Source organism: Streptomyces sp. NPDC003456 (genome assembly GCF_042878735.1).
Taxonomy (GTDB): domain Bacteria; phylum Actinomycetota; class Actinomycetes; order Streptomycetales; family Streptomycetaceae; genus Streptomyces.
The window spans coordinates 55945-74577 of record NZ_JBIAOK010000007.1; the positions used below are offsets into that span (position 1 = coordinate 55945).

Annotated in this window: 21 protein-coding genes; 12 read left to right on the forward strand and 9 right to left on the reverse strand. The window is 73.7% G+C overall.

Annotated features, from left to right (window positions below; translation table 11 throughout):
• Window positions 1-114 precede the first annotated feature (114 nt).
• From ACFYWG_RS27645 to ACFYWG_RS27660, 4 genes are all read left to right on the forward strand, one after another.
• Window positions 115-996 carry a GntR family transcriptional regulator gene (locus ACFYWG_RS27645; RefSeq protein ID WP_376330659.1) on the forward strand — a complete coding sequence of 294 codons (882 nt, stop codon included), beginning with the start codon at window positions 115-117 and terminating at the stop codon, window positions 994-996.
• A complete protein-coding gene (locus ACFYWG_RS27650) occupies window positions 996-1781 on the forward strand; it encodes an HAD family hydrolase (RefSeq protein WP_389204019.1) in 786 nt (261 codons plus the stop codon). The genes ACFYWG_RS27645 and ACFYWG_RS27650 overlap by 1 nt, the downstream gene beginning before the upstream one ends.
• 63 nt (window positions 1782-1844) lie before the next feature.
• Entirely contained in the window at window positions 1845-3101 is a 1257-nt protein-coding gene (locus ACFYWG_RS27655) for a phosphotransferase family protein (RefSeq protein WP_389204020.1), read from the forward strand.
• Entirely contained in the window at window positions 3098-3883 is a 786-nt protein-coding gene (locus ACFYWG_RS27660) for an HAD family hydrolase (protein WP_389204021.1), read from the forward strand. The genes ACFYWG_RS27655 and ACFYWG_RS27660 overlap by 4 nt, the downstream gene beginning before the upstream one ends.
• A gap of 71 nt (window positions 3884-3954) precedes the next feature.
• Here ACFYWG_RS27660 and ACFYWG_RS27665 read toward each other — a convergent pair whose 3' ends face one another.
• Genes ACFYWG_RS27665 through ACFYWG_RS27675 form a run of 3 tightly spaced genes read right to left on the reverse strand, consistent with a single transcriptional unit; the run spans window position 3955 to window position 6353 of the window.
• The gene (locus tag ACFYWG_RS27665; protein WP_389204022.1) at window positions 3955-5136 is read right to left on the reverse strand and encodes a GDSL-type esterase/lipase family protein; all 1182 of its coding nucleotides are present in this window, start codon (window positions 5134-5136) and stop codon (window positions 3955-3957) included.
• A 5-nt stretch (window positions 5137-5141) separates the two neighbouring features.
• Window positions 5142-5732: a TetR/AcrR family transcriptional regulator gene (locus ACFYWG_RS27670; RefSeq protein WP_376330666.1), complete on the reverse strand. Its 591-nt coding sequence runs from the start codon at window positions 5730-5732 to the stop codon at window positions 5142-5144.
• A 48-nt stretch (window positions 5733-5780) separates the two neighbouring features.
• Complete coding sequence (locus ACFYWG_RS27675) at window positions 5781-6353, reverse strand: DUF2269 family protein (RefSeq protein ID WP_389204182.1); 573 nt, start codon at window positions 6351-6353, stop codon at window positions 5781-5783.
• Window positions 6354-6551: 198 nt separating this feature from the next.
• Between ACFYWG_RS27675 and ACFYWG_RS27680 the strand changes: the two genes are divergently transcribed.
• The 5 genes from ACFYWG_RS27680 (at window position 6552) to ACFYWG_RS27700 (ending at window position 9818) form a co-directional block, all read left to right on the forward strand.
• On the forward strand, window positions 6552-7196 hold the full coding sequence (locus tag ACFYWG_RS27680; RefSeq protein ID WP_389204023.1) for a class I SAM-dependent methyltransferase: 645 nt from the start codon (window positions 6552-6554) through the stop codon (window positions 7194-7196).
• A 223-nt stretch (window positions 7197-7419) separates the two neighbouring features.
• A complete protein-coding gene (locus ACFYWG_RS27685) occupies window positions 7420-7806 on the forward strand; it encodes a VOC family protein (RefSeq protein WP_389204024.1) in 387 nt (128 codons plus the stop codon).
• A 153-nt stretch (window positions 7807-7959) separates the two neighbouring features.
• Window positions 7960-8610 (forward strand): helix-turn-helix domain-containing protein, encoded by a 651-nt coding sequence (locus ACFYWG_RS27690; protein WP_389204025.1) that lies wholly within the window; start codon window positions 7960-7962, stop codon window positions 8608-8610.
• 88 nt (window positions 8611-8698) lie between these two features.
• A complete protein-coding gene (locus ACFYWG_RS27695) occupies window positions 8699-9379 on the forward strand; it encodes a hypothetical protein (protein ID WP_376330673.1) in 681 nt (226 codons plus the stop codon).
• Between the two features lie 106 nt (window positions 9380-9485).
• A complete protein-coding gene (locus ACFYWG_RS27700; RefSeq protein WP_376330675.1) occupies window positions 9486-9818 on the forward strand; it encodes a DUF2516 family protein in 333 nt (110 codons plus the stop codon).
• A 108-nt stretch (window positions 9819-9926) separates the two neighbouring features.
• On the opposite strand, the gene ACFYWG_RS27705 is transcribed toward ACFYWG_RS27700, so the two are convergent.
• The 3 genes from ACFYWG_RS27705 to ACFYWG_RS27715 form a co-directional block, all read right to left on the reverse strand.
• Complete coding sequence (locus tag ACFYWG_RS27705; RefSeq protein WP_383501482.1) at window positions 9927-11270, reverse strand: PP2C family protein-serine/threonine phosphatase; 1344 nt, start codon at window positions 11268-11270, stop codon at window positions 9927-9929.
• 318 nt (window positions 11271-11588) lie between these two features.
• Window positions 11589-12668: an NlpC/P60 family protein gene (locus ACFYWG_RS27710; RefSeq protein WP_389204026.1), complete on the reverse strand. Its 1080-nt coding sequence runs from the start codon at window positions 12666-12668 to the stop codon at window positions 11589-11591.
• A 311-nt stretch (window positions 12669-12979) separates the two neighbouring features.
• Complete coding sequence (locus ACFYWG_RS27715; RefSeq protein ID WP_389204027.1) at window positions 12980-13798, reverse strand: class I SAM-dependent methyltransferase; 819 nt, start codon at window positions 13796-13798, stop codon at window positions 12980-12982.
• Window positions 13799-14097: 299 nt separating this feature from the next.
• Here ACFYWG_RS27715 and mshA point away from each other — a divergent pair, with 299 nt between their 5' ends.
• Window positions 14098-15435: a D-inositol-3-phosphate glycosyltransferase gene (gene mshA, locus ACFYWG_RS27720; RefSeq protein WP_376330681.1), complete on the forward strand. Its 1338-nt coding sequence runs from the start codon at window positions 14098-14100 to the stop codon at window positions 15433-15435.
• On the forward strand, window positions 15428-15937 hold the full coding sequence (locus tag ACFYWG_RS27725) for a YbjN domain-containing protein (protein ID WP_383501490.1): 510 nt from the start codon (window positions 15428-15430) through the stop codon (window positions 15935-15937). Before mshA ends, ACFYWG_RS27725 begins: the two co-directional genes overlap by 8 nt.
• 14 nt (window positions 15938-15951) lie before the next feature.
• Here ACFYWG_RS27725 and ACFYWG_RS27730 read toward each other — a convergent pair whose 3' ends face one another.
• Window positions 15952-16749, reverse strand: a complete 798-nt coding sequence (locus ACFYWG_RS27730; protein WP_389204028.1) for a helix-turn-helix domain-containing protein — start codon at window positions 16747-16749, stop codon at window positions 15952-15954.
• A gap of 49 nt (window positions 16750-16798) precedes the next feature.
• Here ACFYWG_RS27730 and ACFYWG_RS27735 point away from each other — a divergent pair, with 49 nt between their 5' ends.
• Entirely contained in the window at window positions 16799-17314 is a 516-nt protein-coding gene (locus ACFYWG_RS27735) for a DUF2000 family protein (RefSeq protein WP_389204029.1), read from the forward strand.
• Between the two features lie 20 nt (window positions 17315-17334).
• Here ACFYWG_RS27735 and ACFYWG_RS27740 read toward each other — a convergent pair whose 3' ends face one another.
• Together ACFYWG_RS27740 and ACFYWG_RS27745 are read right to left on the reverse strand one after the other, a co-directional pair.
• Window positions 17335-17766 (reverse strand): nuclear transport factor 2 family protein, encoded by a 432-nt coding sequence (locus ACFYWG_RS27740; protein ID WP_376330688.1) that lies wholly within the window; start codon window positions 17764-17766, stop codon window positions 17335-17337.
• A 103-nt stretch (window positions 17767-17869) separates the two neighbouring features.
• Entirely contained in the window at window positions 17870-18481 is a 612-nt protein-coding gene (locus tag ACFYWG_RS27745) for a DinB family protein (protein ID WP_383501499.1), read from the reverse strand.
• Window positions 18482-18633 lie beyond the last annotated feature (152 nt).

The following is an 18633-nucleotide window of genomic DNA, read 5'->3' on the forward strand; positions in this document are numbered from 1 at the left end:
CTTCCGCCAACTTGCAAAAGTTGGCAACCAACTATGGTGAAGTTGTCCCCACTTGGCGGGCGAGTATAAACAAGTTCCCGACAACTCCCGTCAGATGGATCAGGGTTGTAGCGTTTGGTCGTGACCCAGGAGAACGTCGCAGTGAACGGCAGCAGCAGGCGGGCCTCGTCGCAGGAGATCGCCGGCATCCTGCGGGAGCGCATCCGCGCCGGTGAGCTGAGGGCGGGCGACCGGCTGCCCACCCAGGCCGAACTGGCCGAGGAGTTCGGCGTGGAGCGCGGGACCGTGCGCCAGGCGCTGCGGGCGCTGCAGGAGGACGGGCTGCTCACCAACGTCAGCAAGGGCAGCCCTCCGAGGATCGCCGAACCGGCCCCCGTCCGGGGCGAACCCCAGCCGACCATGGTCGGGCTGGCCCCGCGCCTGACGGAGGCGTTCTCGGCGCGGACCGTCCGCGTCGACGTCGTCTGCCACACCGCGGAGACCCTGATGGTCGCCCTCGGTGAGCCGCTGCGCCTGATCCACGAGGGCCGCATCCGCCCCGAGTCGATCGACGTGCGCATCCTGGTCCCGTCCCGGGACATCGAACTGGCCTTCCCGGTCCCGGTCGACGCCCACGGCGAGGACGACTCCGTCCACCAGCGCTGGCTGGCCATGCGCAACGCCCAGGGGCAGGTCCTCCAGCACAACCTGCTGGCGCTGCGCTCCACCCACGGCATGGACGTCCGGGTCCGCTTCCGGGCCCTGCCCTTCACCCCGCCGGTGAAGCTGTACCTCCTCAACGAGGAGGAGGCCCTGATGGGCTACTACATGCTGACCAGGCGCGAGGAGGAGTGGGGGAGCCGGACACTGGACATGTACGACGCCCTCGGGTCGCGGTCCCTGCTGTTCTCCTTCACCCGGCGGGCCGGCCGGCGGGACGCGGCGTTCGTGGAGGAATCCCAGAAGTGGTTCGACGCCCTCTGGGAAACCATCACCACGGACCTGACACTCTCCTAGTGACTTCTGATACGCAACAGACCGGTTCGGTGACGATCGAGACCGAAAGCGATCCGGATGCACTCAGCGCACTGATCCGACGCGCCCGTGTGGTGCTGTGGGACTTCGACGGCCCCATCTGCCGCCTGTTCGCCGGGCATTCGGCGGAACGGGTCGCCGGTGACCTCGTCTCCTGGCTGGAGGAGCGCGGTCTGCACGGCCTGCTCACGGACGCCGAGCGGGAGTCCCTCGACGCCCAGGTCGTCCTGCGCGCCGTGGACCGCGGGCACCCCGGCAGCGAGCTCGTCGCACGGCTGGAGGAGCGCCTCACGCAGGAGGAACTGCGGGCGGCGGCCTCGGCCATGCCCACCGCGTACGCCGACCCGCTGATCCGGACCTGGACGGCGGTGGGGTCCCGGATGGCGATCACCACCAACAACTCGCCCCTGGCGGCCCGCGCGTACCTGGAGAGCCGCGGCCTGGCCGGCTGCTTCGGCCCGCACGTCTACGGCCGCAGCGGGGAGCTGCGGCACCTGAAGCCGGACCCGCACTGCCTGAACACGGCGCTGCACGCGACGGGGGCGGCCCCGGCGGACGCCCTCATGATCGGCGACACCCCCTCCGACCACCAGGCCGCGGAACGCGCGGGAGTGCCGTTCCTGGGCTACGCCCGCACCGAGGCCAAGGCCAAGCAACTGAGGGCGGCCGGCGCCGGCACGGTCGTCGGCTCCCTGGAGAGGCTGCTGCACCTCCTGCGCCACGAGGGGAGCCTGCGGGTCGGCGAGTGTTCGAACACGCAGAGGTGAAGAAGTCGACCCGGAGGTGACACGCCGTGAGTCGCCCCGGGGGGCGTACTACTCTGTGCGCCCATGTCGTCCCCTCTGCCCCGCAGAGCGTTCCGTGCCCTGGTTCGCCGACTCGCGGAGGCGCGGCGCCGCAGCCCCGACGGGGAGGTGGTTTCCGGCCATCACAACACGAACCTCGTGCTGCCCCTCGGTGCTCCGCTGGCCTTCGTGCTGCGGCAGGGTTCCGGGGACGTCCTCGCCAAGTTCCGGACCCCCCGCCCCGTGGTCCAGGTGGTGCCGCGTGCCTGGGAGAGGGAGTCCGAGCTGCTGCGGGCGCTCGAGGGCCGGGTGGCGCACGTGCCGCGCTGCCTGGCGGACTTCGGGTCCTGGTCCCTGCACGAGTACCTGCCGGGCCCCTCGCTCGCCGAGGTGGCTCCCGCGGGGCGGCCGGTCGGCCCGGGCCGCCTGGCCGCGCTGGCCGGGTTCTTCGCCGAGACGGCCGGAGTGACCGCGCGGGACCTGCCTCCCTTGCCGGCCGGCTGGCCGGAGGACGGTGACAGTGCGGGTTTCCTGCGGTGGCTGGCGCGGTTCGCCGACGAGCAGGTGTACCGGGCCAACCGGGCGCGTTTCGGCATGCTCTTCGACGCGGTGGGTGTGCCGGAGGACGCCGCAGGGCGTTTCCTGCACACCGTCCCGACGCCGGTCCCGCGCCCCTTCTCCCTGCTGCACACCGACGTCCACCGGGGGAACGTGCTCGTCCTGCCCGGGTCGGACGGTGAGCGCCTGGCGGTGATCGACTGGGAACTCGCCCTCTACGGCGATCCGGTGCACGACCTCGCCACGCATCTGGTCCGCATGGACCCGGACAAGGACGAGCGGGAGCTGATGGTCGACCTGTGGAGCGAGGCCATGCGCCGTGCAGGTCACCAGGAGATGACCGCCGGCCTCCACCGGGACCTGGGCACCTACGTCGGCTTCGAGTACGTCCAGTCCCTCTATCCGGACGTGATGCGTGCCGCCCTGAGCCTGCCCGGGCGTCCCGGTGACCGGGAGCTGTCCGAGGCGGCGGGCCGGATCTGCCGGGCCCTGAGCCGGGCCCGGCGGCCGCTGGGGCTGCCGGCCGAGCCTGCGGACGAGAGCGAGGTCCGTGCGGCACTGCGCCGGTGGCACGCCGCCGATCGGGAATGGCGGACCCGGCCGGCCGATCCGCGGGCGGTGGAAGGGAGGCCGGACGCGGACCGGGGCGGCGCGGGCGGGCGCGCACGTTCGCGGCACCCCGCCGGGCCGCCGGTCCGGGACGCAGCGCACGGCGACGACAGGGGTGTGGAGCTGAGACGGTGACGCGCGAGCAGGCGGACGCACAGGACGCGCCGGCCGGTGCCGACGCATTCGCCGAGGTGCGCAGGCGGCTGGCGAGGGCCCGCTGCGTGCTCTTCGACTTCGACGGGCCCATCTGCCGGCTCTTTCCCGACGGGGCGTCCAGGCGGGTCGCCGACGAGCTGCGGGACCTGGTCGACGCCTCCGGCGCCGGTCACCTGCTCGGGGCGGCGGAACGGGCCGGCAAGGACCCGCACCTGGTCCTGCGCGCGGTTCACCGGGCCCGCTGTGCGGAGGGCGGGCCAGGCTCGTCGCGCCTGGCCCGGCTGCTGCGCGTGCTGGAGGAGCGGGTCACGGCCGGGGAACTCGCCGCCGCCGAACGCGCCGCCGCGCACCCGCCGTGGCACACGCCGTCCGTGGACGCCCTCATCCGGACCCTGGCGGACCGCGGGGTCCGCATGGCCGTGGTCACCAACAACTCCCCCCTCGCCGCCGAGGCCCACCTCGGCCGGCGCGGACTGCTGGAGTACTTCGCCACCGTCCAGGGGCGCCGCGCGGACGACCCGGGGCTGATGAAGCCCGATCCGGACGTGCTCGTCCGCGCGCTCGACGCGGTCGGTGTCGTTCCCGAGGACGCGGTGATGATCGGCGACACGGATGCGGACGTGCTGGCGGCGGCGCGGGCGGGCGTGCCCTTCGTCGGCTACGGCCGCGACGCCCGCACGGTCCGCGCCCTGCGCCGGGCGCGGGCGGACCTGGTGGTCACCTCGTACGCACCGCTGGCCGACGGCGCGTGGGACCGGTGACCGCAGGCTCCTTCTCATGAGCGAGCCCGGTCTGCGTAGGCGCAGCAGGCCGCTGCCGTTCTGAGGCCGGCTCAGCCCCGCTGCGCGAACGCCCCTTCCGGCCCGAACACGGCTTCGGCGAAGCGCTCGCCGATGCGCCGGTGGGTGGCCGCGTCGGGGTGGACACGGTCCGGGAGCGGCAGTTCGGCCGCGTCGGACTCGCCGTAGAGGGTGAGGCCGTCGAGGTAGTGCAGACGGGGGTCCTCCGCGGCGCGCCGGGCGGCGATGCGGGACAGCTCCTCGCGGATCACCGTGAGGGTCAGCTTCCCCGTCGCCGTCTCGGCCGGGTCGCCCATGGCGGCGAACACCATGCGCCCCTTGCCCATCTCCGCCACGTCCGGGGCGGTGGGGCCGGGGGTGTCCTCGTGGATCGCGCAGTGGATGGGGGAGACCAGCAGCAGCGGGGTGTCCGGGTGGCCCTCGCGGATCGTGTCGAGGAACCCGTGCACGGCCGGGCCGAAGGCGCGCCGCCGCATCACGTCGTGGTTGACGACGTTGATGCCGATCTTGACGCTGATCAGGTCGGCCGGGGTGTCCCGCAGGGCGCGCGCGGTGAACGGGTCGAGCATCGCGCTGCCGCCCAGGCCGAGGTTGATCAGCTCCACGCCGCCGAGGGAGGCGGCGACCGCCGGCCAGATCGCGGTCGGGCCTGCCGCGTCGGAGCCGTGGCTGATCGAGCTGCCGTGGTGCAGCCACACCCGGCGGCCCCGGTCCGGCAGCGGCACCACGGGCGCGTCGGTGCGCAGGGCGACGAGTTCGGTGGTCTCGTTGTGCGGCAGCCAGATCTCGACGTTCTTGTCGCCCGCGCGCAGTCCGCTGAACCGGACCGTGCCGACCGGGCCGGGCGTGACCTCGCTCGTGAGGGTCTCCATGTCGACCAGGAGGCGGTTGCCGCCGGTGACGGAGGCCTGGCCGGCCGGGCGGCCGTCGACCAGCAGGTCGTAGCGTCCGTCCGGGCGGGTGGGGAAGCCGGTGTAGTCGCGCTTGGTGCGCAGCGTGTCCAGTTCCACGGCGGTCGCGGCCGTGCGGAACGCCAGCCGTACGCCGGAGGGCTGCGACTCGGCCATCGCCAGTTGCGGGTCGGTGTTCTGGGCGCGGGCCCGGGCGGGCAGCCGGTGGGGCAGCAGGCCGTGCTCGGTGCGCTCCAGGTCGAGGGCGCCGCGCAGCAGGGCCGCGGTGATCGGCGTGGTGATCCAGTCGTGCTCGGTGTGCATGGGGGTCAGCCTCGGGGATCGGTAGGGGGAGCGGGCGGCCAGTTGCGCAGCAGCGTGTCGAGGGCGTCGAGGATGCGGGCCCAGGTCGCGTCGGTGTCGGGGGCGCTGTGGCTGAACCCGCCGCCCAGCTCCAGGGTCACGTAGCCGTGGAAGACGCTGCCCAGGAGCCGGACCGCGTGGGTCTGGTCCGGTTCGGTCAGGTCGTAGCCGCGCAGCAGGGCGCGGGTCATCCGGGCGTGCCGGACGCCGGCGCTCGCGGCCGCCGTCTCCGGGTCGAGCCGGAGCTGGGCCGCCGCGTAGCGCCCGGGGTGCTCCCGGGCGTAGTCGCGGTAGACGTTCGCGAGGGCGGCCAGGGCGTCCTTGCCGGCCCGCCCGGCCAGGGCCTCGGCGGCCCGGTCGGCGAGTTCGGTCAGGGCGAGCAGGGCGATCCGGGTCCGGAGGTCCTGGGAGTTGCGCACGTGCGAGTACAGGCTCGCGACCTTCACGTCGAACCGCCGGGCCAGGGCCGAGACGGTGACCTGCTCGAACCCGACCTCGTCGGCCAGTTCGGCGCCCGCCTCGGTCAGCCGCTCGGGCGTCAGCCCCGCACGCACCATGGACACTCCCCTCTCTTCCTAAAGAGAGTGTGCAGCTGCCTAATACCTTTAGGCAAATCCGTGACCCCCTCTCCCCGAGGCCGCTGCGGCCCGCAGTCGCCTTCCCCGCTTGGTCGTCCCCCATGGCTTCAGGACCGAGATCACCGTCATGAAGACGTAGGCGGACAGGGACACGACGGGCCCGAACAGCACGTCCCCGGGGTCGGGCAGCGGCCGGCCCGCGCTGACCGAGGCGACCGCGGCGTCCACGCCCGGCCGCAGGGCGAACGCCGTGGCGGTGACGGTCGCGAGGGTCAGCCAGAACTTCACCCAGACCCACCGGTGCCGCGCCAGACCCCACGGGGTGCCCAGCGACAGCACCAGCCCGCTGAGCAGGGTGAGCAGCGCGGCGGGCAGCAGCAGCCAGTCCGCGAACAGCTTCATGGCCCGGACGGAGCCCTCCACGGTCGCGGCGGACCCGGTGGTGACCGCGGTGGCCCCGAGCGCGAGCAGCCCGAGCGTCAGCCCGAGCCAGCCGGCGGAGGTGACGACATGGACGCAGAGCAGGGCCCGCCGGGCGACCCGGGGCAGGCGCGCGGCCGGTTGCGCGGTCGGCTTCGCCGCTGGTCTCCCCGTCGGCATCGACGGCGGTTGCGGTGCGGGCCGGGGTTCGGGCGGGGGCGCGGACTTCGGGGCGCTATCCATAGGGGCCACGCTGCCCGGCGGTGACGCCGGGGGCGTCTGACGGCGGGAGTAACCGGGCGTACCGGGATCGGCGTACGCGGGGAGCGGGGCTCGGGCCGCCCGGGCTGTGCCGGTGTCGTCGCCTACGGTCGGATCATGACCGAGCCCTCCTACCTCGCCGCCGTCCGGCAGTCCTACGACACGGTCGCCACGGCCTACGCCGAGCGGGTGCCGGATCCGGTGGAACTGGACGCGGTGTCCCGCGCGATGCTGGCCGCGTTCGCCGAGGAGGTGCGCGCCGGTGGCCCGGTCGCCGACGTGGGCTGCGGCCCGGGCAAGGTGACGGCGTATCTGGCCGCCCTCGGCGTACCGGTGTTCGGCGTGGACGTGTCGCCGAGGATGGTCGAGCTGGCGCGGGCGGCCCACCCGGACGTCCGTTTCGAGGTCGGTTCGATGACGGCCCTGGACGTCGGCGACGGCGGGCTCGGCGGCGTCCTGGCGTACTACGCCACCCACCACACCCCGCCCCGGCACCTGCCGGCGGTGTTCGCCGAGTTCCGCCGCGTCCTCGCCCCCGGCGGCAGGCTCATGCTGGCGGGCCACCTCGGTGACGGCGAGCACCTGCGCCCGGCCCGGGCCTACGGCGATCTCCCGGTGACGTACGAGTCCCACCTGCTGCCACCCGACCGCATCGCCGCACTGCTCCAGGACGCGGGGCTGACGGTCACGACCCGGGTGCTCCAGGAACCGCAGGGCCCGTCGACGCGCCGGACGGGCACGTTCCTGGCGCACCGGCCGTAGGAGTACAGGCCGTCGTCCAGGGCCACATCCCCGAGCTGCACCTCGGCTTGCGCCCAACTGCCGGCGATTGACCGGGGCGTTGCCCTGGACCATGCTCCCCGCAGGACCCCGGCGGCAGTCCGCCCGGCGCTCGGCGCACCGGGTCCGGACCCGCAGGCGGACAGCCCGGGCGGGTGCCGAGCGGAACGCCGGGGTGTGCCCGCGCGGATGACCTGGAAGGACGTTGCCGGTGCGGATGCGGCTGAGCGCCATCACCCTGGACTGCCCGGACCCGCTCGCCCTTGCGGCGTTCTACCAGCGGGCCGCGGGTCTCGCGCTGCACCCGGGGTCCGGCCCGGACTTCGCCTCACTGACCGGCGAGCACGGCATCTTCCTCGCCTTCCAGTGTGCGGCGGCCCACCGCCCCCCGACCTGGCCGGACGACGACGTCCCGCAGCAACTCCACTGCGACTTCACGGTCCAGGACCTGGACGAGGCGGAGGCACGACTCCTGCATCTCGGCGCGACCCGCCCGGACCGGCAGCCCGAACCCGCCAGGTGGCGCGTCCTGATCGACCCGGCGGGGCATCCGTTCTGCATCACCGCGCCCACCGTGCAGCCCGGGCGGTGACCGGCGACGCGGTCGGGCCGGCACTGTCCCGGAAGCCTCGCCGGACAGTCGATGCCACGCGTGACCGCAGCCTTGCGGAGGCCCGGGCGTGGTGTGGCGCACTTTTGCAAGCAGGTGCTTGCAATAGTTAGCGTGGTGTTGCACTGTGGGGGCATGGCCTCGCTCAACGTCGGCAATCTCGGTGACTACCTGCGCGAGCAGCGGCGCAACGCGCAGCTCTCGCTGCGGCAGCTCGCCGATGCCGCCGGGGTGTCCAACCCGTACCTGAGCCAGATCGAGCGCGGCCTGCGCAAGCCGAGCGCGGAGGTGCTGCAGCAGGTCGCCAAGGCGCTGCGGATCTCCGCCGAGACGCTGTACGTCCGGGCCGGCATCCTCGACGCCGAGCGCGACCGGGACGAGGTGGAGACGCGTGCCGTCATCCTCGCCGACCCGACGCTGACCGAGCGGCAGAAGCAGGTGCTGCTCCAGATCTACGAGTCCTTCCGCAAGGAGAACGGGTTCACGGTCGGCGAAGGCGGCGACGGTGCCGCCGGCGTCACCGTGCCCGACGGCTCCGCGGTGCTCGGCGTCATGGACGGCGACGGCCCGGCGGAGGCCGCGACGGACAGCGACACGCCCCCCGCCGACGGCGACGGCGGCATACCGGTGGCCGGTGGCGCCCGCGCCACCGGGCGGCGCAGACGCGCCGACGACGGCGGTGCCCCCGCCCGCACGACCGGCGGCGCACGCGCCCGCCGCCCCCGCACGACCGACGGCGGTACGACCGCCGGCAGCGACACCGACCCGCAGCAGACGGCCGGCTGAGCCGGACCAGGGCACCGGCCGCCCGCTGCGGATCACCTCACCCTCAGCCGAACCCTCGAGCGACACAGAATCCGGGAGGACCATCACCATGGCCATCACCGACGACCTGCGCAAGACCTTCAGCGACCCGACCCCGCTCTACTTCGCCGCAGGCACCGCCGACCTCGCCTTCCAGCAGGCCAAGAAGGTGCCGGCCCTGGTGGAGCAGCTGCGCTCCGAGGCCCCCGCGCGGTTCGACGCCGTGCGCAACACCGACACCAAGGCCGTCCAGGAGAAGGCCTCCGCCCGGGCCCGGGAGGCCTCCGCCCGCGTCAAGGAGACGCAGGAGAGCCTGCAGAGCAAGGTCACGGGCTTCATCGGCTCCGTCGACATCAAGAAGCTCGGCAGCAACCTCGACGCCGACCTGAAGAAGCTCGGCGAGTCCGCCCAGGACTTCGCGCTGCGCGGCGTCGGCGTGGCCGCCGAGTACGCCGTCAAGGCCCGCGAGACCTACGAGAAGGTCGCCGAGCACGGCGAGCAGGCCGTGCGCACCTGGCGCGGCGAGGCCGCCGACAGCATCGAGGACGTCGCCGAGGGCGTCGAGGAGCTGGCGATCGCGGTCGAGCCGAAGCGCGAGCCGGTCGAGGTCAAGGAGGAGCCGGCCAAGCCCGCCCAGGTCATCGCCTCCGAGGCCAAGGCCGCAGCGGCCGCGAAGAAGGAGCCCGCCGCCAAGAAGGCCCCGGCGCGCAAGCCCGCCACCGCGAAGAAGACGACGCCGCCGGCGAAGTGAGCGGCGACCGCCGACGCGGGCCGGGCACCCCGGGGGTGTCCGGCCCGTTGTGCGGGTACGGTGACCGCGTAGGGACGAGCCGAGCCGGGTGGTGGATGTTGTGCTGATGCAAGGCTTCGCAGGGTTGATGTGGCTGCTGAGCATGGCCCTGATCGTGTTCAGCGCCTTCGCGCTGATCGACGCGGCGGTGCGCCGGGAGGACGCCTACCGCGCGGCCGACAAGAAGACCAAGCCCTTCTGGCTGATCATCCTCGGGCTCGCCCTCGTGGTGAACCTGCTCTTCCCGATCCTGTCGTTCCTGCCGATCATCGGCCTCATCGCGACGATCGTGTACATGGTCGACGTCCGTCCGGCGATCCGCGCGCTCCCCGGCGGCGGCCGCAGCCAGCGGGGCTCCAGCAGCGACGGCCCGTACGGCCCGTACAACGGCGGCCGGTAGACCCGTACGCCTGCTAGCGGCCCCGTGCGGCCTGCCGGTCCGTGCGGGTCCGTACGACTGCGGCGGCGGCGGGCGCCGCGGCCCGTGGCGAGCGCCCGGCCGTACGCCCTACGGCACCCGGTCCAGCAGGAGCACCGCCACGTCGTCCGTGAGTTCGCCGCCGTTGAGTTCGCGGACCTCGTTCACGGCCGCCTGGAGCAGCCGCTCGCCCCGCAGTCCCTCGGCGAACTGGCGGCGGACCATCTCCGTCATGCCCTCCTGGCCGAGCCGCTCGCGGCCCTCGCCGATGCGGCCCTCGATCAGGCCGTCCGTGTAGAGCATCAGGCTCCACTCGGCACCCAGCTCCACCTGCATGCGCGGCCAGCGGGCCTTCGGCAGCAGCCCGAGGGCCGGGCCGTTGTTGTCGTACGGCAGCAGCCGGGCCGGCCGGCCGGGGCCGGCGAGCAGCGGGGAGGGGTGGCCCGCCAGGCACAGTCCGGCGCGGCGGCCGTCGGGGGCGATGTCCACCGTGCACAGGGTCGCGAAGATCTCGTCGTCGGCCCGCTCGTGCTCCAGCACCTCCTGGAGCGTGCCCAGCAGCTGGTCGCCGCACAGGCCCGCCAGTGTCAGCGCGCGCCAGGCGATCCGCAGCTCGACCCCGAGGGCGGCCTCGTCCGGGCCGTGGCCGCAGACGTCGCCGATCATGGCGTGCACGGTGCCGTCGGGGGTGCGGACGACGTCGTAGAAGTCGCCGCCGAGCAGCGCGCGGGAGCGGCCCGGGCGGTAGCGGGCGGCGAAGCGCAGTGAGGAGCCCTCCAGCAGGGGCGTCGGCAGCAGGCCGCGCTCCAGCCGGCGGTTCTCCTGGGCCCGCAGCCGGCCCTCGGCGAGCCGGCGCTCCGCCGACTCCGAACGCTTGCGCTCCACGGCGTAGCGGATCGCCCGGCTGAGCAGCCTGCTGTCCAGCTCGTCGCGGAAGAGGTAGTCCTGGGCGCCCACCCGTACCGCCTCCGCGCCGCGCTCGGCGTCGCCGGAGGCGGTCAGCGCCAGCACGGCGTGCCGGGGCGCGAGCTCCAGCACGTGCTTGAGCACGGCGAGCTCGTCGTCGGAGTCGCTGCGGCCGGGCGCGGGCAGCGCGAGGTCCAGCAGGATGCAGTGGACGTCGTCGGTCAGCAGCCGCGCGGCCTCGGTGAGGTTGCGGGCCGTGCGGACGCGGATCGGCTTGCCGGTCTCGTCGAGCATGTCGGGCACGATCGGCGAACCGGCCGGATCGTCCTCGATCAGCAGCAGCGTCAGGTTGGTGTGGGCGGTGTGCTCCACCTTTTTCGTGGTGTTCCCGGCGGTGTCCGGCGTGCGGGCCGCGCCCGGGGCGTCCGTGACGGACGCCTCGGCGGATCCGCCGCGCGGGGACGCGGCCTGCGCCTGACCACTCTCCGCGGCCGGGATCGCTCTCTGCCGCGGTATGGGTACGGGCATCGTCTTGGGTTCCTTCCCTCCCCCCGAGGGCATGGTGGGGCGAGGGACCTCGACCCACCGACGGGGACCATAGCGGGTGTCGGCGCCGCATAGGAATGGTGCGAGCCGGGCCGCCGGGTGATCGGCCAGTGTCATATGCCGCGATATGTACCGCAGTTGGACAGCCCGGGGATGCTGCGGCAATGACGAACGTCACGTCGGCGCTTGTCGGGGTGGGGTGTTCGGCGTGCGGTGGGTCACGTGGGCCAGGTCACGGGCGGTGTGCCGGTGTCCGCTATCCGGTGCGCGAGGACCGGTCCGGCCCCTGCCCGGGCGGTGTCAGCCCGCGTCCGGGCGGACCACGCCGAGGATCGGCATGGTCCCGGCCCCCGCGACGGTGATGTCCCGCCCGGGCCGCGGGGCGTGCACGATCGACCCGTCGCCTATGTACATCCCGACGTGGCTCGCGTCACCGAAGTAGATGATGAGGTCGCCGGGGCGCATGTCCTCGATGTCGACGTGCCGCAGCCGCTTCCACTGCTCCTGCGAGGTGCGCGGGATGCCGCGGCCCGCGGAGATCCAGGCCTGGGACGTCAGCCCCGAACAGTCGTAGGCCTTCGGGCCCTCGGCGCCCCACCGGTACGGCTTGCCGATCTGGGCCGTGGCGTAGGCGACGGCCTTCCTGCCCTGCGCGGAGCCCTCGGCGCTCGTCCTGGACAGGACGCCGGAGTCCAGCCAGGCGGTCTGCGCCTTCTTCGCGGCCTCCTTCTCCAATTCCGCGAGGCGCTCCTGCTCCTCCTTCTGCAGCGCGGACTCGAGCTTCTCCGCCTGGGCGATCTGCTTCTCGATCCGCTTCTGCGCCGCGGCCTTCGCCTTGCGGCCCGCCTCCAGCTTCTTCCACTGGGCGGAGGCGTCCTTCGCGTACTGCTCCAGGTCCTGCTGGGTGCGCGCCAGTTCGCCGAGCAGCCCCTTGGTGGCGTGGTGGCCCTGGCGGACCCGGCCGGCACCGTCGAGGAAGTCCTGCGGGTCGTCGCTGAGCACGAGGTGCGCCTCGGGCGGCAGTCCGCCGCCGCGGTACTGGGCGGCGGCCGCCGCTCCGGCACGGGCCTCGAGCTCCCGGAGCCTCTCCTTGCCCTCGACGATCTTCCCGGCCAGTTCGACGACCGCCGCGGACTGCTTGTCGGCCTTCTCCTCGGCGGCGTTGTACTCGTCGGTGGCGCGTGCGGCGGCGCGGTAGAGCCGGTCGAGCTTCTCGCGCACGGCTTCGAGGTCCTGGCCGGGCGGGGGAGCGGGGACCGCGCTCGCGGTGGGCGCGGGGGGTTCCGGTGCGGCGAACGCCGTGCCCGGTGCCGCCAGCACGGTGACCGCGCAGACCACGGCCACGGCCGTCGCGATCAGGCCACGCCTGCCCGTACCCATACTCCAGCCCCCAAACTGATTAACCGTCAGTAACAACGGGTCCGCCTGGGATGCTGCCATGTCCTGGCGCGAAACGACAGAGGCAGTACTTCCCGCCGTCCACGCGCCGGTATGCCCCGGAGCGACGATCCCCCGGCCTGTGTGACGAACGACTCACCGAGTTCGTTCCACCGTCTTTCCGGCGTCGTTCGGCGGCGTGTCCGCCTCCGGTGCGGCCCCGCTCTGCGGTGTGTCCGCTTCCGGTGTGACCCCGCTCTGCCGTGTTTTCGCCGCCGGTGAGGCGGTGCTGAGCCGTGGTCCGCCTGGCCGGATCAGGTGCGCGGGGCCAACGCCTGCCACGCCAGGGTCACTTCGCCCTGCCGCCAGCGCGCCGGGCCGTCCGCCACGGGCCAGTCGGCCGCGAGGTCCCGGACCGTGAGGATCCAGCGCTGGCGGGCCCCGTAGGAGGCGTAGGGCGCGGCGGCGGCCCAGGCGCGGTCGAAGTCGCGCAGGAAGGCGTGCACCGGCTCGCCCGGGACGTTGCGGTGGATGAGCGCCTTCGGCAGGCGTTCCGCGAGGTCGGAGGGGCGTTCCAGCGAGCCGAGCCGGGTGGCGAAGGTGACCGTGCGCGGGCCCTCGGGGCCGAGCGCGACCCACACGTGCCGGCGTCCGATCTCGTCGCAGGTCCCCTCCACCAGCAGTCCGCCGCGCGAACCCGTCGCCGGGTCGGCGGGGGCGAGCCGCCCGCACAGCCGCTCCCACACGCCCGCCACCTCGGCCTCCTCGTACTGGCGCAGCACGTTCGCCGCGCGGACGAGCAGGGGCCGCTGCGGCAGGGGGATCTCGAACCCGCCGTGCCGGAAGACCAGCCCCGGACGCTCGTAGGGCAGGGCCGCGGCGACCCGGGCCGGCTCGATCTCCACGCCCACGACCCGGGTGCGCGGCGCGGCCGCGCGCAGCCGGTGCAGCAGTTCGACGGCCGTCCAGGGGGCGGCCCCGTACCCGAGGTCGACGGCCACCGGGTCGGCGGCACGCCGCAGCTCCGCGCCGTGCACGGCCGCGATCCAGCGGTCCATGCGGCGCAGCCGGTTGGGGTTGGTCGTCCCGCGCGTCACCGTTCCCACGGGGCGGGCGCCCGTACGGGCAGTCATGGCTACGAGGGTATGCGGCCCCCGGCCGGCCCGGCCCGGCCCCCGTCGGCCCGCCCCCTGGCGGCCCGGCCCCCGTCGGCCCGGTCGTCGAGGGCGCGGCCCCGGCGCCCCGGCGGTCCTGTGCGCCCCGCCCCGTCGTCGGTGACGCAGCAGCGGATCGAACGGTTGAGCGATGTCGGTAATGGATCGGCAAAAAGCGGCTCGGCAGGAATGGGAAGCACACGCTCCGGTGTTGCACCGGCTTGGAGGGCAGAGCGCACCCTCCGGCCGGTACGCCCGCAGCCAAGGAGGATCGCCACGTGAGCCAGTACATCGGCAGGCTCGGACGGCGCTCCGCGTCCGCGCCCGTGCGCCTGCGGCTGCACCGCAGGCCCCGCCGGGTCGCCATGCTCTCCGTGCACACCTCCCCGCTCCACCAGCCCGGCACCGGCGACGCCGGCGGCATGAACGTCTACATCGTCGAGCTCGCCCAGCGCCTGGCCGCACTGGGCATCGACGTCGAGATCTTCACGCGCGCCACCGCCGCCGCCCTTCCGCCCGCCGTCGAGCTGGCCCCCGGCGTCCTGGTCCGGCACATCGACGCGGGCCCCTACGAGGGCCTCAACAAGGAGGACCTGCCCGCCCAGCTGTGCGCCTTCACGCACGGCGTGATGCAGGCCTGGGCCGGCCACCGGCCGGGCCACTACGACCTGGTCCACTCCCATTACTGGCTCTCCGGCCACGTCGGCTGGCTCGCCGCCCAGCGCTGGGGCGTCCCGCTCGTGCACGCCATGCACACCATGGCCAAGGTCAAGAACGCCAACCTGGCCGACGGCGACAGCCCCGAGCCCGCCGCCCGCGTCATCGGCGAGACCCAGATCGTCGCGGCCGCCGACCGCCTCATCGCCAACACCGACGAGGAGGCCGGCGAACTCGTCCGGCACTACGACGCCGACCCCGCCAAGGTCGCCGTCGTCCACCCCGGGGTGAACCTCGGCCGCTTCGCCCCCGCCGACGGCCGCGCCGCCGCCCGGGCGCGGCTGGGCCTGCCCCAGGACGCCCTGATCCCGCTCTTCGCGGGCCGCATCCAGCCCCTCAAGGCCCCCGACGTGCTGCTGCGGGCCGTGGCCGTCCTCCTCGACGAGCGCCCCGATCTGCGCTCGCGCATCCTCGTGCCGATCGTCGGCGGCCCCAGCGGCAGCGGCCTCGCCAAGCCCGAGGGCCTGCAGAAGCTGGCCGCGCGCCTCGGCGTCGCGGACGTCGTACGGTTCCGGCCGCCGGTCGGCCAGGAGCAGCTCGCGGACTGGTTCCGGGCCGCGTCCGTGCTGGTCATGCCCTCCTACAGCGAGTCGTTCGGCCTGGTCGCCATAGAGGCCCAGGCGGCGGGCACCCCCGTGCTCGCGGCCGCGGTCGGCGGCCTGCCGGTCGCCGTGCGCGACGGCCACACCGGCTTCCTCGTGCAGGGCCACAACCCGGCCGACTACGCGCGCGTGCTGCGCGCCTTCGCCGACGACCCGCACCTGGCGTCCCGGCTCGGCGACCAGGCGGCCCGGCACGCCCAGTCGTTCGGCTGGGACACCGCGGCCGCCGCAACGGCCGACGTCTACACGGCCGCGATGCAGTCCCATCGCCGTCGCGTACGCTCGCTGCATGGGTGAATCCGATGCGCAACAGCGGGCGGCACAGGTCATCGAGGCAGTGTTCAAGGACGCCGAACTGGAGTGGGAGAGCCCCGAGCCCGGTACCTACGTCGCCCAGCTCCCCGGCAGCCGGAAGCTCAAGACGACGGTCTCCCTGATCGTCGGCCGCCACTCCCTGTCGCTGAACGCCTTCGTCATCCGCCACCCCGACGAGAACGAGCAGGGCGTCCACCGCTGGCTCCTGGAACGCAACCTCAAGCTGTACGGCGTGAGTTACGCCGTCGACCAGCACGGCGACGTCTACGTCACCGGCCGGCTCTCCCTGGCCGCCGTCACCCCCGACGAGATCGACCGCCTGCTCGGCCAGGTGCTGGAGGCCTCCGACGGCAGCTTCAACACCCTGCTGGAGCTGGGCTTCGCCTCGGCGATCCGCAAGGAGTACGCATGGCGGGTGTCCCGGGGCGAGTCCACGCGCAACCTGGACGCCTTCGCGCACCTGACCCAGCGCCCGCAGCGCTAGGTCGCGGACACCGCCTAGGAACTCCGGCGGTAACGACCGGGCGGTACGCCCACCAGCCTGCGGAAGTGCCGGGTGAGGTGCGACTGGTCGTAGAACCCGGCCGCCACCGCCACCTCGCCCGGTGAACGCCCCTCCAGCAGCAGCCGCCGCGCGCGTCCCACCCGCAGCGACGTCAGGTACTGGTGCGGTGCGATGCCGTACGCGGCGCTGAACGCCCGTACGAGATGGGCGGGATGGGCGCCGACCAGCCCGGCGGCTTCGCGCAGCCCGATGCCCTCGACGACCCGCTCGTCCAGCAGTTCCCGCAGCCGGCGGGCGAGAGCGGGGTCGGCCGGGCGCGGCCCCGCGGCCTCGCCCCGCAGGTGCTCCCGCAGCCGCTCCCCGACGAACAACAGCCTGCTCTCGGCCTCCAGTTCCTCACCGGGCCGCAGCAGCGCACCGTGCACCTGTCCCACGCGCCGCCGCAGCAGCGGGTCGCGCACATCGGGCCGGTCGACGGCCGCGCCGATCAACTCGTCGCCCAGGTACGTCCCGTCCAGGTACAGCACCCGCTTGCGGAAGCCCTCCGGGGTGACGGGGGAGCCGTTGTGCGGCACGTGCGGCGGCAGCAGCGACACCGTGTCGTGCGGGGTGCCGTGCTCGTGCCGGTCGAGGTCGTAACGCACGGCACCGGTGTCGACGATCAGCAGCGTCCACGCGTCATGGACGTGCATCGGATACGCGTACTCGGTGAAGCGGGCGTGGAAGACCTCGACGACACCGGTGACGGGTGGCCGCCAGGCGGAGACGATCCTGGAGGACTCGGAGGCCATGCAAAGAACGTACAAGACCGCGGCCGGACCCGCCGGGCACGCTCGGACCATGGACACCGCACCGATCCCGGCACCCGCCGCACCCACCGCGCCCGCCCCCGAGCCGGTCACCGCGCCCGCCCCCGAGCCGCTCACCGCGCCCGCCCCGGGGCCGATCCGCTTCGACACGAAGATCGCCGTGCTGCTGCGCGACGACCTGGAGCCCTGGCAGCGGCTGAACGTCACGTCCTTCCTGGTCAGCGGGCTGGGCACGCATCTGCCGGAAGTGATCGGCGAACCGTACGAGGACGCGGACGGCGTGCCCTACCTGCCCATGTTCCGCCAGCCCGTCCTGGTCTTCGAGGCGGCCGAGGAGACCCTGACCGCCGCCCACGCCCGGGCCCTGACCCGCGCCCTGCCCCGCGCGGTCTTCACCTCCGACCTCTTCGCCACGGGCAACGACCGGGACAACCGCGCGGCCGTCCGGGCGGTCCCCACGGCGGAACTCGACCTCGTCGGACTGGCGGTCCACGGTCCGAAGAACGCGGTCGACAAGGTCCTCAAGGGAGCGCGCATGCACCCGTGACCCGCCGGAGGGCCCGGGACCTACGGCGTGCAGGCCGCGGCGATCGAGACGCTGTTCTCGTAGAGGTGGTGCCGGGTGATCCGCCCGTCCTCCACGGTGAGCCGCAGGGCGAACGGCCCCGAGAACGACTTCCCCGTCGCCCGCACGGTCCCGGCCAGATGCCCTATCAGCACGGCGTCGGCCCCCTCCACGACGATCACGTCGACGGACACCCGGGCGTCCTCGGGCACGGTGTACCGGGCCAGATCCTCGTCCTGCGCGGCACATTCGGCCGCTGTCGACCGGGGCCGGATCCAGGGCACGGCGGGGTTCTCGGCGAGCACCCAGTCCACCTCCTCGGCGAACAGGGCGCTCAGCCCCGCGGTGTCCCCGCTCAGCCGCAGCGCGAGGAAGCGCTGCACGACGGCACGGGTGGCATCTGCGGTCGCGGTGGTGGCGGTGCTGCTCGTCATGCGGACAGCGTGCACCGGCTGGGGGCGAGTGGTCGATGACGCCGCGGGTAATGCCCCTTCCACGCCACACGTAAGGGTGCTTCTCCTGCCCGACAGGGTGTTTCTACTGCCCGACCCGGCCGTCGATGCGTTCGCGCAGGAGGTCGGCGTGGCCGCAGTGGCGGGCGTACTCGGCGATCTGAGCCACCAGGAGATCACGCAGCTGGTGCCGGCCCCCGGGTTCGGGGCCGAGGTCGGAGTGGCCGGCGTTGCAGGCGGAGAGGTCGGTGACACCGGCGAGACAGCGGTCGGTGCGGGCCACCTCCGTACGCCACTGCTCCCACGCGGCGTCGACGGTCCCCTGGTCGGGCGTGGCCCCGTCGAAGTCGGCGTCGCGGTCCTGGTCGGTGCGGTACAGCGGGGGCGCGTCCTCACCCGCCAGGACGCGCCGGAAGTGCCTTTCCCCGTCGGTGAGATGCCGCACCAGCCCGAGCAGGGACATGGTGGACGGCGGCGCGGAACGCCGGGCCATCTGCTCGGCGTCGAGCCCCGCGCACTTCATCTCCAGGGTCAGGCGGTAGCCCCGCAGGTAGTCGAGCAGGATTCCCCGCTCGTCGACCGGTTGCTCACCGCTCTCCCGCGGATCGTCGTCCGGATCGACCCACATGTCGGGGTAGACGGTCGCCCGAGTCCACCGCTCCGCCACCCCCTCACGCCCCTGCTCACCCGAGTCCATCCCGGCATGGTGAACCCCCTGCCGACGCTCCCGCCACCGAATATCGGGGCGGGACCGCCGGGGCTGCCCGACTGGACCGGACGCGGCAGAGCCGGAGGCCGACCGACGTCGACGTGGTGACGGCTGGTGCGCCGAGGGCGAGTTGGGGAGTA

Excerpts from the sequence above, each read along its gene's own strand:
- ACFYWG_RS27655 (WP_389204020.1), top strand. The coding sequence starts at position 1,845 with ATGTCGTCCCCTCTGCCCCGCAGAGCGTTCCGTGCCCTGGTTCGCCGA.
- ACFYWG_RS27665 (WP_389204022.1), bottom strand. The coding sequence starts at position 5,136 with ATGCACACCGAGCACGACTGGATCACCACGCCGATCACCGCGGCCCTG.
- ACFYWG_RS27670 (WP_376330666.1), bottom strand. The coding sequence starts at position 5,732 with ATGGTGCGTGCGGGGCTGACGCCCGAGCGGCTGACCGAGGCGGGCGCC.
- ACFYWG_RS27675 (WP_389204182.1), bottom strand. The coding sequence starts at position 6,353 with ATGCCGACGGGGAGACCAGCGGCGAAGCCGACCGCGCAACCGGCCGCG.
- ACFYWG_RS27680 (WP_389204023.1), top strand. The coding sequence starts at position 6,552 with ATGACCGAGCCCTCCTACCTCGCCGCCGTCCGGCAGTCCTACGACACG.
- ACFYWG_RS27690 (WP_389204025.1), top strand. The coding sequence starts at position 7,960 with ATGGCCTCGCTCAACGTCGGCAATCTCGGTGACTACCTGCGCGAGCAG.
- ACFYWG_RS27695 (WP_376330673.1), top strand. The coding sequence starts at position 8,699 with ATGGCCATCACCGACGACCTGCGCAAGACCTTCAGCGACCCGACCCCG.
- ACFYWG_RS27700 (WP_376330675.1), top strand. The coding sequence starts at position 9,486 with ATGCAAGGCTTCGCAGGGTTGATGTGGCTGCTGAGCATGGCCCTGATC.
- ACFYWG_RS27705 (WP_383501482.1), bottom strand. The coding sequence starts at position 11,270 with ATGCCCGTACCCATACCGCGGCAGAGAGCGATCCCGGCCGCGGAGAGT.
- ACFYWG_RS27710 (WP_389204026.1), bottom strand. The coding sequence starts at position 12,668 with ATGGGTACGGGCAGGCGTGGCCTGATCGCGACGGCCGTGGCCGTGGTC.
- ACFYWG_RS27715 (WP_389204027.1), bottom strand. The coding sequence starts at position 13,798 with ATGACTGCCCGTACGGGCGCCCGCCCCGTGGGAACGGTGACGCGCGGG.
- ACFYWG_RS27725 (WP_383501490.1), top strand. The coding sequence starts at position 15,428 with ATGGGTGAATCCGATGCGCAACAGCGGGCGGCACAGGTCATCGAGGCA.
- ACFYWG_RS27730 (WP_389204028.1), bottom strand. The coding sequence starts at position 16,749 with ATGGCCTCCGAGTCCTCCAGGATCGTCTCCGCCTGGCGGCCACCCGTC.
- ACFYWG_RS27735 (WP_389204029.1), top strand. The coding sequence starts at position 16,799 with ATGGACACCGCACCGATCCCGGCACCCGCCGCACCCACCGCGCCCGCC.
- ACFYWG_RS27740 (WP_376330688.1), bottom strand. The coding sequence starts at position 17,766 with ATGACGAGCAGCACCGCCACCACCGCGACCGCAGATGCCACCCGTGCC.
- ACFYWG_RS27745 (WP_383501499.1), bottom strand. The coding sequence starts at position 18,481 with ATGGACTCGGGTGAGCAGGGGCGTGAGGGGGTGGCGGAGCGGTGGACT.